Origin of the sequence: Lentibacillus populi (assembly GCA_014642895.1) — a bacterium.
Taxonomy (GTDB): Bacteria; Bacillota; Bacilli; order Bacillales; family Amphibacillaceae; genus Lentibacillus_C; species Lentibacillus_C populi.
In genome coordinates this window covers 23,054-38,030 of sequence record BMJD01000028.1, presented here as the reverse complement: position 1 = coordinate 38,030, position 14,977 = coordinate 23,054, and the positions used below count along the sequence as shown (strand labels likewise).

General features: G+C 40.3%; 12 protein-coding genes. All 12 read right to left on the bottom strand.

The annotated features are described in order from the left end of the window. Positions 1 to 4: 4 nt before the first annotated feature. The 12 genes from yabN to ispE all read right to left on the bottom strand — a co-directional run bounded on the left by yabN (position 5) and on the right by ispE (position 14,909). Positions 5 to 1,453, bottom strand: a complete 1,449-nt coding sequence (gene yabN / locus IEX12_RS15430; protein WP_188725464.1) for a bifunctional methyltransferase/pyrophosphohydrolase YabN — start codon at positions 1,451 to 1,453, stop codon at positions 5 to 7. Then, positions 1,437 to 3,035, bottom strand: a complete 1,599-nt coding sequence (locus IEX12_RS15425) for a putative polysaccharide biosynthesis protein (protein ID WP_188725463.1) — start codon at positions 3,033 to 3,035, stop codon at positions 1,437 to 1,439. Before IEX12_RS15425 ends, yabN begins: the two co-directional genes overlap by 17 nt. A gap of 280 nt (positions 3,036 to 3,315) precedes the next feature. Then, positions 3,316 to 3,852, bottom strand: coding sequence for a stage V sporulation protein T (gene spoVT, locus IEX12_RS15420; protein ID WP_088051772.1), 537 nt, complete (start codon positions 3,850 to 3,852; stop codon positions 3,316 to 3,318). 221 nt (positions 3,853 to 4,073) lie between these two features. Beyond that, positions 4,074 to 7,601, bottom strand: a complete 3,528-nt coding sequence (mfd, locus tag IEX12_RS15415; protein WP_188725462.1) for a transcription-repair coupling factor — start codon at positions 7,599 to 7,601, stop codon at positions 4,074 to 4,076. A gap of 185 nt (positions 7,602 to 7,786) precedes the next feature. Next, entirely contained in the window at positions 7,787 to 8,017 is a 231-nt protein-coding gene (gene fin, locus IEX12_RS15410; RefSeq protein ID WP_188725461.1) for an anti-sigma-F factor Fin, read from the bottom strand. Between the two features lie 172 nt (positions 8,018 to 8,189). Then, the gene (gene pth, locus IEX12_RS15405) at positions 8,190 to 8,750 is read right to left on the bottom strand and encodes an aminoacyl-tRNA hydrolase (protein WP_188725460.1); all 561 of its coding nucleotides are present in this window, start codon (positions 8,748 to 8,750) and stop codon (positions 8,190 to 8,192) included. 351 nt (positions 8,751 to 9,101) lie between these two features. Beyond that, entirely contained in the window at positions 9,102 to 9,728 is a 627-nt protein-coding gene (locus IEX12_RS15400; RefSeq protein ID WP_088051768.1) for a 50S ribosomal protein L25/general stress protein Ctc, read from the bottom strand. 129 nt (positions 9,729 to 9,857) lie between these two features. Further along, positions 9,858 to 10,811 carry a ribose-phosphate diphosphokinase gene (locus IEX12_RS15395; RefSeq protein ID WP_102414305.1) on the bottom strand — a complete coding sequence of 318 codons (954 nt, stop codon included), beginning with the start codon at positions 10,809 to 10,811 and terminating at the stop codon, positions 9,858 to 9,860. 14 nt (positions 10,812 to 10,825) lie between these two features. Continuing rightward, the gene (glmU, locus tag IEX12_RS15390) at positions 10,826 to 12,205 is read right to left on the bottom strand and encodes a bifunctional UDP-N-acetylglucosamine diphosphorylase/glucosamine-1-phosphate N-acetyltransferase GlmU (RefSeq protein WP_102414304.1); all 1,380 of its coding nucleotides are present in this window, start codon (positions 12,203 to 12,205) and stop codon (positions 10,826 to 10,828) included. 312 nt (positions 12,206 to 12,517) lie between these two features. Further along, the gene (spoVG, locus tag IEX12_RS15385) at positions 12,518 to 12,805 is read right to left on the bottom strand and encodes a septation regulator SpoVG (RefSeq protein ID WP_088051765.1); all 288 of its coding nucleotides are present in this window, start codon (positions 12,803 to 12,805) and stop codon (positions 12,518 to 12,520) included. 321 nt (positions 12,806 to 13,126) lie between these two features. Then, complete coding sequence (gene purR / locus IEX12_RS15380) at positions 13,127 to 13,984, bottom strand: pur operon repressor (RefSeq protein WP_102414303.1); 858 nt, start codon at positions 13,982 to 13,984, stop codon at positions 13,127 to 13,129. A gap of 67 nt (positions 13,985 to 14,051) precedes the next feature. Further along, positions 14,052 to 14,909: a 4-(cytidine 5'-diphospho)-2-C-methyl-D-erythritol kinase gene (gene ispE, locus IEX12_RS15375; RefSeq protein ID WP_088051763.1), complete on the bottom strand. Its 858-nt coding sequence runs from the start codon at positions 14,907 to 14,909 to the stop codon at positions 14,052 to 14,054. Between the last annotated feature and the right edge of the window lie 68 nt (positions 14,910 to 14,977).

The following is a 14,977-nucleotide window of genomic DNA, read 5'->3' as shown; positions in this document are numbered from 1 at the left end:
TTGATCACTCCTCAACCTTTGCTTGATTCCAATACTTGTCCATTTCACGCAAACTCGCTTGATTAATGTCTTTATTTTCTTCATGAAGCCGTTTTTCAATATAGGAAAACCGTGAAATGAATTTTTGATTGGTTCGATTTAAGGCGATTTCCGGGTTCACCTTATAATACCTCGAAATATTCGCCAGCACAAACAGAACATCACCCAATTCCCTTTCTATTTCTTCTTGGTTCGCTTCTCCAATAGCCTCTTGCACTTCAGCAAGCTCTTCATTCAGTTTTTCCCACACACCATCATTGTTTTCCCATTCGAACCCAACTTTACCTGCTTTTTTCTGCAATTGATAAGCTTTAGCAAGCGCTGGTATACGCTTCGGAACACCATCCAATACCGATTTACGCTGTTTGCCCTTTTCCTCCTGCTTTAACGCATCCCAATTTGTGTAAACATCAGCAATAGAATCCGCTTTTTTATCACCGAAAACGTGCGGATGGCGATGGATCATTTTATCCGTTATTGACTTGATCACATCATCAACTGTAAAATAACCGGCATCTTCCCCGATCTGACTGTGCAGCATGACCTGCAGAAGAAGATCACCCAATTCCTCGATGATTCCTTCATCATCCCCTGCGTCAATCGCATCAATTAATTCATACACTTCTTCGATGGCATACTCCCGTAATGACTCATGTGTTTGTTCCTTATCCCATGGGCAGCCCTTTGGACCACGCAGTTCCGCGATCACCTCACGTAACCGGTTAAACGTATGGTGCAATTGCTTCTGTGGTACTGGTGGAATATAAACACTTGTCAGATTGCTGATTTCCATTACATGATCAAGCTCTGTAAGCGGGATGGTCGTCATTTTTTCCTGATTACTGCCTGCAGCTTCGACAATGGTAATTTGATAATCTGCTGGAAGATCCTCTAGCAGCTCAAGTTTAACCTCTGAGGCAATAAAACGGTCGTAAACCTGACAAAAGATTATGTGATGCTGATAATCGAGCTGGCTTCGCTTGAATGAAGTAGCATCAACAAATTGGAACCCGTCAATCGGGTCAATTGCAAGTCCGGTGAACAAATCATCCAAATAGCTTTGTCCGCCCGCAACAGTTACAGCAGTATCGTTCCGTTCCAATAGCAGCTGGACTGTTTTTTCAGCAAGCATTGGATGTCCAGGAACAGCATAAATAACTGGCGATTCTAATGAATGTTCGACCAATTTTTCTGTAATTTCCTGATAGACATCACGAAAATGTTCTTTGGATTCATACACCTCGTCGAAGGACACGAAACTAACTCCTTCAGCCTGTAAAGCTTCAATGACCGGGTGTTTCATCGTCCGGACATAGATCTCTTTCGTTGTATTTGTTAATTTTTTATAGATCCCAAGTGGCAGTTGGTCGATATCTCCTGCACCCAGGCCAATAATTTCAATTTTTTGAACCACGTTTTCTCCTCCCTTTATGTAACTGAACTAAAAATGAGGAAAATGGCAGCATCATCAATTCCTCTTCCGTAAATGCCTTGTTTTTTAGTAGTAAAACTAGATAAACAGCTGCACCTGATAATACGACAAATAAAACATAAATAAGTAATCCAAAACGAGAATAGGTAAACAAATGAATAGAAAAATCAATAAGCAAAAGATATATAGCCATCCCAAGGCCAGAAATGATAAGAGCCCGCCAATTTAAGGTTTTCCAAAACAATAAATCAGGCAGTTTGCGTTTTAACTCGATCATAACCAATCCACTAAGAATCAGTAAGCTGATCACAGTAGCAATTGCACTTCCTGTGATACCCAATAATGGGACAAGCACCTGATTAGCAATCCATTTTATAAAAAATGCAATGAAAATAAATGCTGCTGTTCGTTTCAAATATCCTAATCCCTGGAGAATGGAGGACGCGGTAATGGCAATCGAACAAAGAACTATCGCCATAACCAGAATACGTAAGCTGGCAGTCCCTTTATCATTTTGAAACAATAACATATTTGCATCCGGAAAAATAATGATCAATCCGATTGTTGCACCAACTGCTAAATAAAAACTGAATTTCAGTGTACTGCGAATATAATGGTGGAATTGAATCGGATTTGCTTCCAGCTTTTGTTTGGAAATGGAAGGAATCAAGGCTAATGCAAAAGAGGAGCCAATCACCGTTCCAAGCTGAATTAATGGTTGTCCCCTGTCAAATACCCCTTTGGCCGCCATCGCCTCATGCTGTGAGAGGCCGTATTCCATCAAGCCAGGGACCAAAGTAAAGGCATCCGCAAATTGAATAACCAGTAATAGCATATGATTCAAAGCGGCAATGACACCAAAAATAAGCAGTGTCTTCAAATAAAACCCCCAAGGAATAGGAAACGATCCACTTCCAATTGGCTTATGTTTTAAAAAATAGACCCCCAGAACGACGAAGGCCATAACTGATCCTGCAATCGAAGCAATTGCCGCGGCTATGCCAATTTCATAAATATTTTTTCCTGTACCTGTGAGCATAGCTGCTGCAAAAATAATCATAACAACACGTACAGTTTGTTCACCAATTTGCGATAATGCAGTTGGCGTCATTTGATAACTACCTTGAAATACCCCCCGCAATAATGCTGTTAAAGGGATCAGCAAAAAGGCAAAAGCCGTATATTCGAGCCCGGTTTCCAAGTGAATGTTTCCCATCCATATGGCGATCTCATGGGCATTTAAAAACAGAAAAAGAAATATTGCACCATTTACGACAAATAATATGGATAAGATCGGTATATAAAAACTGCTGTACGATAGCTGTCTGTCCTTAGCCCCTATTTCAACCGCCATTTTTGCTATTGCGGGTGGGAAGCCATATAACGATAAGACGAGGGCAATTCCGAGAAATGGATATACTTGCTGATAAATGTAAAACCCGATATCTCCCGTCAGATTTTGCAAAGGGATCCGATACCCCGCACTTAAAACTTTACTGATAACACCAGCCATTGTTAGGATTAGTGCACCTTTTACTAATTTATTTGATTCATTGCCATCCATGACAAACGCCTTTCTAACACGAACTTCATTTCAAACTTATTATAGCATATGAACGGGCCTGTCTAATAAAGCTGGACGATTATTCCTTTAAGACATCTTCCATGATGGTTCAGCAACTTTCGTTGAAACTTCAGTAACTTTCGTCAAAACCTCAGCACTTTTTAATGAAACTTCGGCAACTTCCAGTAGGACTTCAGCACTTTTCCCAATTACGCATATTATTATCCAAAAAAAATCAGCGCAACCTTCTACGCTGATTTTCCTGTTTGTTCATCACTGATTATTCCATCTGCTTTGCCAAGAAATTGGCTGCTGTTTCGATCGCCTTTTGTTCGACATTGCTAAGTGCTTTACCATCCTTTGCATACATCATAACACAACCGATAGGATCACCGTTTGCAATAATTGGATTAACACAATAGGAGGTCAACTCTTCTTCCCTACCTTCCAGAATTTCCAAAGTGGACTTTTCGGTTTCGAATAAAACCGAGCGATTCTCGATAGCCTTTTCCAGTTTTGTACCAATATTTTTATTTAAGTAGTCTTTTTTGGAATCTCCCGCAACTGCGATAATTTCATCACGGTCGCAAATGATTACCGGGTAATTTAGGGAATCGAATAGTGCTTCAGCATATTCTTTTGCAAAGCTGCCCAGTTCATTTATTGGTGAGTATTTTTTTAGGATGACTTCACCTTCTCTGTCAACAAATATTTCTAATGGATCTCCTTCGCGTATACGCAATGTTCTTCTGATTTCCTTCGGGATTACTACTCTTCCTAAATCATCAATTCGACGTACAATTCCTGTTGCCTTCATTTTTATGAAGCCTCACTTTCCTATGATGATCGTCTCTGGTACCATTTTTCACTTCTATTCTTAGCAAAATTGGGATAAGTAATATGGTTGTTGTTTGGTCTATTGGTTTGTTGTTTAATCTTTCCCTTTAAAGCTAGATACTTTCATAAAGTGAAAAAAGCACCAGTTGTGGTTTTAGTATAATTCATCTGGTAAGAACTATGCATAAAACACATTTTTTTCTAATTTTCGCGATCCACAGTGGATAGTTGTTTAATAAATTCTGTAACAACCTCGTATCGTTTATGTTTCACTTCGCTTGGCCATTTATATACGATCTTCAATTTTTTATTTTCTGTTCCAAGCTGGATACCGCGGCCAAATGTATTAGCTAAAGTGAATAGTTTTGATCCGTCAATCCGTTGGCTGCGTTCCTCGTCGACAAGCAACTCGATTTTATTGTTTTTCTCATTTATCGATTCAACCCTTTCCTGTTTCGCATACATTTTCATTGTCGAAACAATGAACAGATGCTCCACTTCTCCTGGATAATCCCCGAACCGATCGATTAATTCTTCTTGTAAATCTGCAATGTTTTCGGCAGAGGCAAGACTTTGAAAGCGCTTATACATATCAATTTTTTGCTTCTCATCTTTAATATAAGATTCCGGAATATAGGCATCAAGTTCAAGGGAAAGCTCTGGTTCAAAGACTTTGATTTCATCTAATTCTTTGCCTGCCTTGCGTGCATCAATAGCATCCTTCAACATTTGCGAATACATATCGAAACCAACAGAATCAATAAAGCCATGCTGCTGGGCGCCTAATAGGTTACCAGCACCGCGGATCGACAAATCACGCATCGCAATTTTAAATCCGGATCCAAGTTCAGTGAATTCCTTAATTGCTTGCAGACGCTTTTCGGCAATTTCTGTTAATACTTTATCCCTTTGGTATGTGAAATACGCATAGGCAACACGATTGGATCGTCCCACTCGGCCTCTTAGCTGATACAGTTGACTTAATCCCATACGATCGGCATCATAGACAATTAATGTATTAACATTTGGAATATCTACACCCGTTTCAATAATCGTGGTACTAACTAAAACATCGAATTCCCCTTCCAAAAAGCCAAACATAACACTTTCAAGCTCTGTCTCGTTCATCTGGCCATGCGCAATCCCAACCTTGGCATCATCGACAAGCATGCCTATTTCCCGGGCAATACGGTCAATATTCTCAACACGATTATAAAGGAAAAACACTTGGCCCCCACGAGCCATTTCCCGTTCAATTGCCTCCCTGATGAAAACCGGATTATATTCCATTACATATGTTTGGATTGGAAAGCGGTTTTCTGGGGGTGTCTCAATAACAGATAGATCACGGACACCTAACATCGACATATGCAATGTTCTTGGAATTGGTGTAGCTGTTAATGTTAAAACGTCGACATTTGTTTTCAGCTGCTTAATTTTTTCTTTATGTTTCACACCAAACCGCTGCTCCTCATCAACAACGAGCAAGCCAAGGTCCTGATAGTGTACATCCTTTGACAATAGACGATGTGTCCCAATAACAATATCGACCAGACCCCTGTTTAATCCGTCCAGTGTTTCCTTTTGCTGTTTTTTCGTCCGGAATCTGCTGAGTAATCCAATATTAACGGCATGACCCTGGAACCTTTCGCGAATTGTTTCAAAATGCTGCTGTGCCAAAATGGTTGTCGGAACTAAAATGGCCACTTGTTTCCCATCGGCAACCGCTTTAAACGCTGCACGAATCGCCACTTCCGTTTTGCCGTATCCCACATCCCCACACAACAAACGATCCATTGGCCGTGATTTTTCCATATCCTGTTTAATTTCCTCAATACATCTCAACTGGTCATCCGTTTCCTGATACGGAAAGGAGGCTTCAAACTCACGCTGCATTTCAGTGTCCTTTGAAAACGCATAACCTTTTCTTGCTTCCCGTTCCGCATAAAGCTTGATGAGATCGTCAGCAATATCTTCTACCGATGATTGTACTTTTCGTTTTACCTTCGTCCATTCACTGCCGCCTAATTTATATAATTTAGGCTCTTTCCCTTCAGAAGCGACAAATTTTTGCACCAAATCAATTTGGTCAATGGGGACGTATAGCTTATCGTCCCCGGAATACTTGATAAGCATATAATCCTTGTGCAAATCATTCAGTTTAAGTGTTTCAATTCCCAGATATTTACCAATACCATGGTTCGCATGGACAACATAGTCACCAACACGTAGCTCCTGGTAGCTTTTTATTCGTTCCGCATTAGAAATTTTTTGTTTTTTCCGGGAACGTTTCGTTACTTTTTTGAACAGTTCATTTTCCGTGATCAGGACTAGTTTGTGCATTGGGAATTCGATACCACCACTAATATTCCCAATTGAAATTGTCGGTTTTTTAACTGGCAATGTTAATTGTTTTACAAAAGCTGCTTCAATATCATAATCAGCAAAAATGGAATGAATCTTCTCCGCACGTTTTTCATTCGGTGCTAATATTACAACGGAAAAGTTTCCTTTTTCCCAGCGCTTTAATTCATTTTTAAATAAATGCATTTGTCCGTGGAATTCCTGCATTGCCCTTGTGGACAAATTAATAATATTTTCCGGCTGTGTATTCGGAATATGACGTAAAAAAACAGACATATAAATTCGCTGCTGCTTTTGTACTTTATCGCCAATATCATGCCAATCAAAAGAAAACCGGTTCTGCTGCACCATTTGATTGGATGCCAAAAGACTGCTGTACCATTCGGCCTCCTCTGTATCCAAATGGGTAGCCGTTTCCTGGATTCTGCTCATTTCATCAAGTACAATCATGCCTTTATCTGGTAAATAATCTAACAAACTAGCAGGATCTTTGTAAAGAAAGCCACTATATTTCGCCATTTCCGGGAAACGTTCGAGATTTTTCAACCGTTCGATATCATGTTTAATTACTTCATTAAGCGTTTCTTTGGCTTCTTTCTTCTGCATTTTTTGCAGGGATTTTGCCAATGCTTCCTCTAAACGTTCAGCACCTGCAACTATATCCTCATCTGTTAGCAACAGCTCTGTAGCAGGGCCCACCTTTATTTCCTTTCGTTTTTCCAATGAACGTTGGGAATCGGCATCAAAATAGCGGATCGAATCTACTTCTTCATCGAATAATTCGATACGTATTGGATGTTCTTCCGTAACCGGATAAATATCAATAATCCCGCCGCGCATACTGAATTCCCCTGGTGTATTTACCATGGAAGCACGCTCATATCCCATATCTACTAATGACTGAACGCAGGATTTGATATCTATTTCTTTGCCAAGATTAAATTGCAATTGATATTTCAGCCAATAGCCTGACGGCGGCAGCATTCGTTTTAATGCGGCAACTGGGGCGATTAATATACCAGATTTCTTTTCTGTCCATTCCATTAACGCCTCTATGCGCTGACTTTTTAGTTCCGGACTTGCCACGGCAATTTCTGAGGCAATTAATTCATTTACCGGATATAAGTGAATGTCCTTATCCCTGTTAAATTCAGATAAATCATCATAGAGCTGCTGTGCCTGAGCCAATTGGTGCGTCACCAGCAGCATTGGTTTCTTTTTAGCCTCATTAATAATGGAGACAAGGATACTTCTGGCGGATCCTGATAAACCAGCAATAAGCTGTTCTTTCATGCCAATGGAAATCCCGTTTATAATTGATTGTATATCTTCTTTTGATTGTAAAAACCCATTAATCCCTTTCATCGTAAACCCCCGATTAAGCTAGAAATGCGTGTTCAAATGGTATACCGAATTGGGTCTTACAGGACCAAGGCGGTAGAGAAACAAGTAGGTGACCGAGCACGCTACTTATCCTTTGGTGCCATTTTGAACACCATCTTGAACCGCAAAAATGCCTTGGCTTAAGAACCAAAGCTATTTTTCCGTGGCTATTGTATGAAAAAATCCAACTCATGGTACTGTGGATTTGCTCCTAGAGACGCTTCGCAATTTTCGCAAATCGTCTTGATCTGAACATCCCCATTTTGCTGATAGTGAATCATTTCCCTTTTATCCTTTGCAGACAGTTTATCCAGACCAAGCATTGTCTCATCAACAAGCTGCTGATTTACCTCCCCGACGACATGTCCGCAATGCCTGCATTGATAGACGATAGACATAAGCATACCTCCTCGAATAAACATGGGGTACCATAAAGTTTATCCGGAAAGTCATTTTTTATACGTGAAGAAGCCGAGTCTATGTATGCACAAAACGCCTCCATAAAGTAATTTCGGAAAGGGGATCCCCGGTCTGGTATCATACTGGTATTATAATTATTCACTATATGTTTTATCTATTAAAATCATTCATAACTTCAATAAAAGGCTTATTTAGCCACTCCTGACAAGCGTCAGCTGCTTTATTTATACTTGCGGTAACAGCGTCTCTCTGTTCTTTCGGAAACGATCCCAGTACATAATCCACAACAGGAACCGGTTCATTCGGTCTGCCAACCCCGATACGGAGCCGTTTAAATTCTTTTGTACCTAAATGATCAATAATCGATCGAATTCCATTATGCCCTCCGTGACCGCCTTTTTGCCGTAAACGAATTTTACCCGCAGGAAGGTCCAGATCATCATAGATAACCAGCAGATCATCAACATTGATATTGTAATAGTCCATTAGTGGCCTGATCGATTCCCCGGAAAGGTTCATATAGGTTTGTGGCTTTAAAAAGACCACCTTTTCACCTGATATAGACTCCATCACATATTTACCATTAAATTTTGCTTTCGTCAAATCTGTTTGAAAACGATTCGCTAACTCATCGATTACCATGAATCCTATATTATGCCTTGTTTTTTTATATTTCCTGCCCGGATTACCTAATCCTGCGATACACTTCATTTTGTTTCTTCCTTTTCGGTAATTGTCATTTTGCTATGAACAAAGGCGCAAGCGCCCGTTTAGCGACGTATAGACTGGACTGAGCCGTAGGAGATAAAGGAAACACGGTGAGCTGGAAGCGAACCGATGTTGACTTATCGTACGGAGGCAAGGGAAGTCCACTAGTCGCTGGGCGCTGGAGCCGGACGTGGCTTACTCTGCTAAGAACAGAATAGAGCCTAAATTTATATACTTTCATTATCCTATATAAATTACCCTCCTATAAGAGCAAACTATCTTTAGGAGGGTGGTAACCATTATTTTAGTCTAAACTTACATGTCGTGCAGTGGAAACGAAAAAGACGTCCAGCATTATTCGGCATCGCCTTTACGGTCTACTAATTCCGGCTCATCATTTTCATCCGGTGCTTCTTCAACATCTTTTAATGTATCCGGTGGTACAATCGTTGCGATCGTCGTTTCCGGATCATCGAGAAATTGATATTCATTACGTTGCGGCAAATCAGCTATTGCAATACTGTCACCAATACCGAGATTTGATACATCTATACTGATTTCTTCCGGGATATTTCCAGGTTTTGCACGTACTTGCAACTCATAAAATGGCTGTTGCAAAACACCGCCTTCTTTCGTTCCATTTGCTTCTCCTTCTAATCTGAGTGGCACTTCAACATCCATTTCTTCAGCCATATTAACAACATAAAAGTCAGCATGCAGCAATTCATCTTTAATCGGATCTATTTGATAGTCGTGCAGCATTACATCAACTGGTTTATCATTTTCAACATCAAGGGAAATGATTGTATTTCTTCCTTCGTCACGAACGGTTTTAATTAACGCCAAGCTATCTACGGCAATTGATTTTGCCTCTTTTGCCTTGCCATAAACAACTGCAGGGACTTGTCCATTTTCTCTGATTGCCTTTGTAGTTGATTTTTTATGGTCTTCCCGGTTTAATGCTTTTAACTTTACTGCCATGTTCATCATCCTCCAATTATTTAAAACTTAAGCGCTGTTAAGTCTTTTGCCAGAATCATGTTTCATTCTTCGATGTTTCTATCAAAACATTCCATATAGATATTTCCCGAATTAACATTTTTCTAAACCTTAATCGAACAGGATACTTACAGATTGCCGTTCATGAACCCGAATAATTGCTTCGCTCATAAGTGGGGCTACTGACAATTCTTTAATTTTAGCAATTCGTTTTTCCTTGGGAAGCGGAATCGTATTGGTGATCACCAGCTCTTTAATTTTTGAGTCATCGATACGTTCAATTGCAGGACCTGATAAAACCGGATGTGTACAGCAGGCATATACCTCTTTTGCCCCATTCTCAATTAATGCATTCGCCGCTAATGTAATCGTTCCGGCTGTATCGATTATGTCATCAATTAATATTGCTGTCTTTCCCTCTATATTTCCTACAATATTCATTACTTCAGCAACATTTGGACGTGGTCTGCGCTTATCGATAATACCAATTGGCGCCTTTAAGCGGTCAGCCATTTTACGGGCACGGGTAACTCCCCCATGATCTGGTGAAACAATAACAATATCTTCGAGGTTTTTTTCTTCAAAGTAACTGGAAAGGATTGGCACACCTTGCAAGTGGTCAATCGGCATGTCAAAAAACCCTTGTATCTGCGGTGCATGCAAGTCGATTGTGATCATCCGGTCAGCACCTGCTGTCTCCAGCAAATTGGCGACAAGTTTTGCGGTAATTGGTTCTCGGGCACGAGCTTTACGATCCTGTCTTGCATACCCGTAATAAGGCATAACAATGTTGATCGATTTTGCCGATGCACGTTTTACCGCGTCAATCATAATCAATAATTCCATGATGTGTGTATTGACCGGCGAAGAGGTTGATTGAACGATATACACATCGCAGCCGCGAATGCTTTCCTCAATATTAATTTGAATTTCTCCATCACTAAATGCCGATACCGTACATTTACCAAGTGTGGTTCCAATATGATTTGCAATTTCCTCTGCCAATTGCCGATTGGAGTTTAAGGAAAATACCTTTAAAGATGGATCCTTATAGCTCGATGTCATGAAAAAAACCTCCGTTAACCTTTTTGTCTGTTTTTCAGCTTTGTAGCATAGCCTTCTTTGTTGGTTTGTCTGGCCCGTGCCACTGACAATGATTCCTCTGGTACATTTTTCGTTATGGTCGACCCTGCCGCTACATATGAGCCCTTTCCTATGGTAACTGGTGCTATTAAATTGGAATTGCAGCCTATGAAAGCATCATCTTCAATGGTTGTTAAAAATTTATTTTTCCCATCGTAGTTGACCGTAATCGTTCCACAGCCTACATTTACATTACTGCCAACTTTCGCATCACCAATGTAGCTCAAATGAGAAACTTTACTTTTCTCAGCAATAGAGGATTTTTTTACCTCGACGAAATTGCCAATCTTTACTTCATTTCCGATCAAAGCCTCAGGTCTAATATGGGCGAATGGGCCAATTTGTACTCGGTCACCAATTTTGCTGTCTTTCGCGACACTTTGTCTAATGACTGTTTCTTCACCTACCAGACAATTGGTAACCTCGGTATGTGGCCCGACAACAGAATTTGCTTTAATAGTAGAGGATCCAGCAATAATGGAACCCGGATGGATGACTACATCTTGTTCGATTACCACATCAGGCTCGATATAGGTGTTATCCGGATCAATAATTGTCACACCGTTTCGCATATGATTTGCATTAATCCGTTTTCTCATGATTTTTTCAGCCTGTGCTAGTGCAACCCGATCATTCACTCCCAAGGTTTCATCATAGTCAGGTGTTAAACATGCACTTACCTTCTCCCCATTATTCCGAATAATTCCAATCACATCCGGCAAATAATATTCACCCTGGGCATTGTCATTTGATACTTTCTTTAATGCTTGAAAAAGTGTTTGATTATCAAAGCAATATGTACCTGTATTAATTTCGTTGATGCAACGTTCCTTTTCGCTTGCATCTTTATGTTCAACTATTTTTTCTACCTCACCATTGTTGTTGCGGATTACTCTGCCATATCCTGCAGGGTCAGGTGCCTTGGCTGTCAAAACTGTCGCTTTAGCTCCTGTCTGTTCATGATGCTCAAAAAGTGCCTGATAGGTTGCACTAGTAATTAATGGTGTATCACCGCATACAACAATTGTTGTGCCATCCTTATCCTTCAGCAATTCTTCCGCCTGTTGAACGGCATGCCCTGTTCCCAACTGCTCTTTTTGAACAACGTACTGGCATTCATTACCAATTTGTTCCATAACTTTATCAGCGCCAACACCGACAATCGTCACAATCTCATTTAAATTAACGGATTTTATTTGATTGATTACATGCTGCAACATTGGCCGTCCTGCAACCGGATGAAGTACTTTATAAACGTTCGATTTCATCCTGGTGCCTTGCCCCGCGGCAAGAACGATGCAAAAGCGTTCTGTCATGAGGAAACCTCCATTCTATTATCCATTATGAATATATCTCAAAAAGTAGATTATTTCAACACATAGAGGCCGTAGAAGGTTTCGTTTCCGGTAGCCGGATTGGCCAAAATTACGGAGCAGCCGATTTCATTGGATTTTCTGTAAATATTCCAATTTATGTTAATATGGCTTTATTAGAAAACTTGGCATTCGCCAAGCCTTTGGGCGAATGCCTTAGTTGCACTTATGCAGGATAAGAAAGTTTATACTTTCTCACCTGCCAAAAAAAGAGACTAATCCATCGCAGATTAGATCTCTTGTTGTCCTGCACTTTTACGAAGCGCCTGCTTCCTCATATTCCATTTCTTCACCGGCTTGGCGATATTGCTCTAAAACGGCATCCTGAATTTTCGCACGGGTACTGGAATTAATTGGATGCGCAATGTCCCTGAATTCCCCGTCTGGTGTGCGCTTCGATGGCATAGCCACAAACAATCCATTATTTCCATCAATAACACGGATATCATGGACGACAAACTCCTGATCTAACGTAATCGAAGCAATCGCACGCATTCTCCCCTCTGTAGCAACGCGGCGTAATCTAACGTCGGTAACTTCCATGATGTTTCACCACCTTTTCCCTTTTAGAGGATGTACCAAAAGTCCGATGAAAATGACCATCAATGTTTTTGATTAACTTGTTTCCTACACCACCACGAACTTTGATGCGCAGGACTACCAGTGTTGGTCTTGCAACAAGACGTCGCGAAGTAGCCAACCTCAGTCACTTTATCTTCCTTTTTGAACATACTCTTTTTAAACTTATTACCAATATTCAACAAAAAGTTAATAATTCCTGCTTAATATTAAAAAAAGTTTAAATAATTAATACATAAAAAGTTGGATGAAACATCTATTTGGATAATAGTCCCAGCTGACAAATTAGTTTTTGTCAGCTGCCCTATTTTCATTTGCCGGTTTATTTTCCTGATCGATAATATTACCTGGCAAGACTTGAATTTGTTTCTGTTTTATATCTACATTTTTTATTTTGATTAATGATGTATAACTTTCCACTACACGATCTTCCTCTTCATCATCTGCTTCTGCCAGAACGCCAATTGCTTTAACATTCGCATTAAATTCTTCAAGCAGACTTGTCATCCCTGTGATCGTACCACCGGCTTTCATAAAATCATCAACAATACAAACATTTGCACCTTCCTGCAAACTTCGCTTAGGAAGCACCATTGTCTGAACCTTTCGTGACGATCCGGAAACATAGTTAATACTAACGGATGATCCTTCTGTTATTTTCGGATCTCTCCGTACAATCACAACCGGAACATTTAAAACGGAGGCAACGGCATATGCCAGTGGAATCCCTTTTGTTGCCACTGTCATTACTACGTCTATTTCCAGTGGGGAAAACGTCGCTGCCAACACACGGCCTATTTGTTTAACCATCTTTGGATCCCCTAAGATATCGCTCATATAGAGATAGCCGCCAGGAAGAATCCGATTTGGATCCGCCAACGTATTCATAAGCTCGGCAATAAACTGCCCGCTTTTTTCTTTGGCATAATCCGGTATATATCGTACACCACCTGCCGCACCAGCAACCGATTGCAAGTGTCCAAGGCCTTCCTGCTTCAATACCCTGTCAATGATAACCAAATCTTCGCTGATGGAAGATTTTGCTGCATCATAAATATCAGCAAAATAGGGCAGCGACGTATGTTTTTTAGGATTTTCCAAAAAATAATTTGTTAACGAGACTAACCGATCACTTCTTTTCATAACACTACACCTCTAAAACCGAATATTTACTTTAAAATATACCACTTTTATACGTGTTTTATCAAGATTAGCGGTGGTCAAGTAAGCGGACAATATAGACTTCTTCGCAAAATCCTCTTAACCCGTTATAAATTCGTTTCGCCTTGCTATAATGTTCAACAAGCCCAACAATTGTGGGGCCGCTCCCGCTCATTACCACACCGTTCGCCCCTGCTTGTACCATTTTTTCCTTGATGCGCTTCACATTAGGGTGTAAACAAAAAGTGATATTCTCCAGTGCATTTCCGATATTTTTACATAGCTTAATAAAATCATTTGCTTCGATCGCCTTGATAATTTCATTTGTATTCGGATGACTAAGTTCTTTAATGCTTACTTTTTGAAAAACACCTCTTGTTGATACACCTATGTTTGGTTTTGCTAAAATCACGTAGCAAGATGGAGGAGGAGGCAGTTCCCTAATTTTTTCACCGTGTCCAGTTGCCAGCGCAGTCGTACTGTATACACAAAAAGGAACATCGGACCCAATACTTTCTCCTAAAGCTGCCAGCTCCTGCGGTGAAGCATTAACTGACCACATCCGATCAAGTCCACGCAACACAGCCGCTGCATCGCTACTTCCACCACCAAGTCCTGCAGAAACGGGGATATTTTTTTCTATTTCAATCCGTACACCTTTATTAATATGGTATTTATCTTTAAAAGCTAACGCGGCTTTATACGCCAAATTCCGCTCATCATTCGGTACATATTGATTATCCGCTGACACCTCTATACGATTTTCGGCTAAAGGATATAGTGCGATGCGATCCATTAAGTCGATGGCTGTCATGATCATCTCCACCTCATGAAAGCCATCATCACGCTTCCCCAGCACATTTAATGATAAATTAATTTTAGCCGGCGCCCTCTCAAAAAGAACCATCTCCGTCACCCACTTTATAAAACTATACCAAATTGTATCATAAAATGAAATGTGGAGGCGACTGCTTT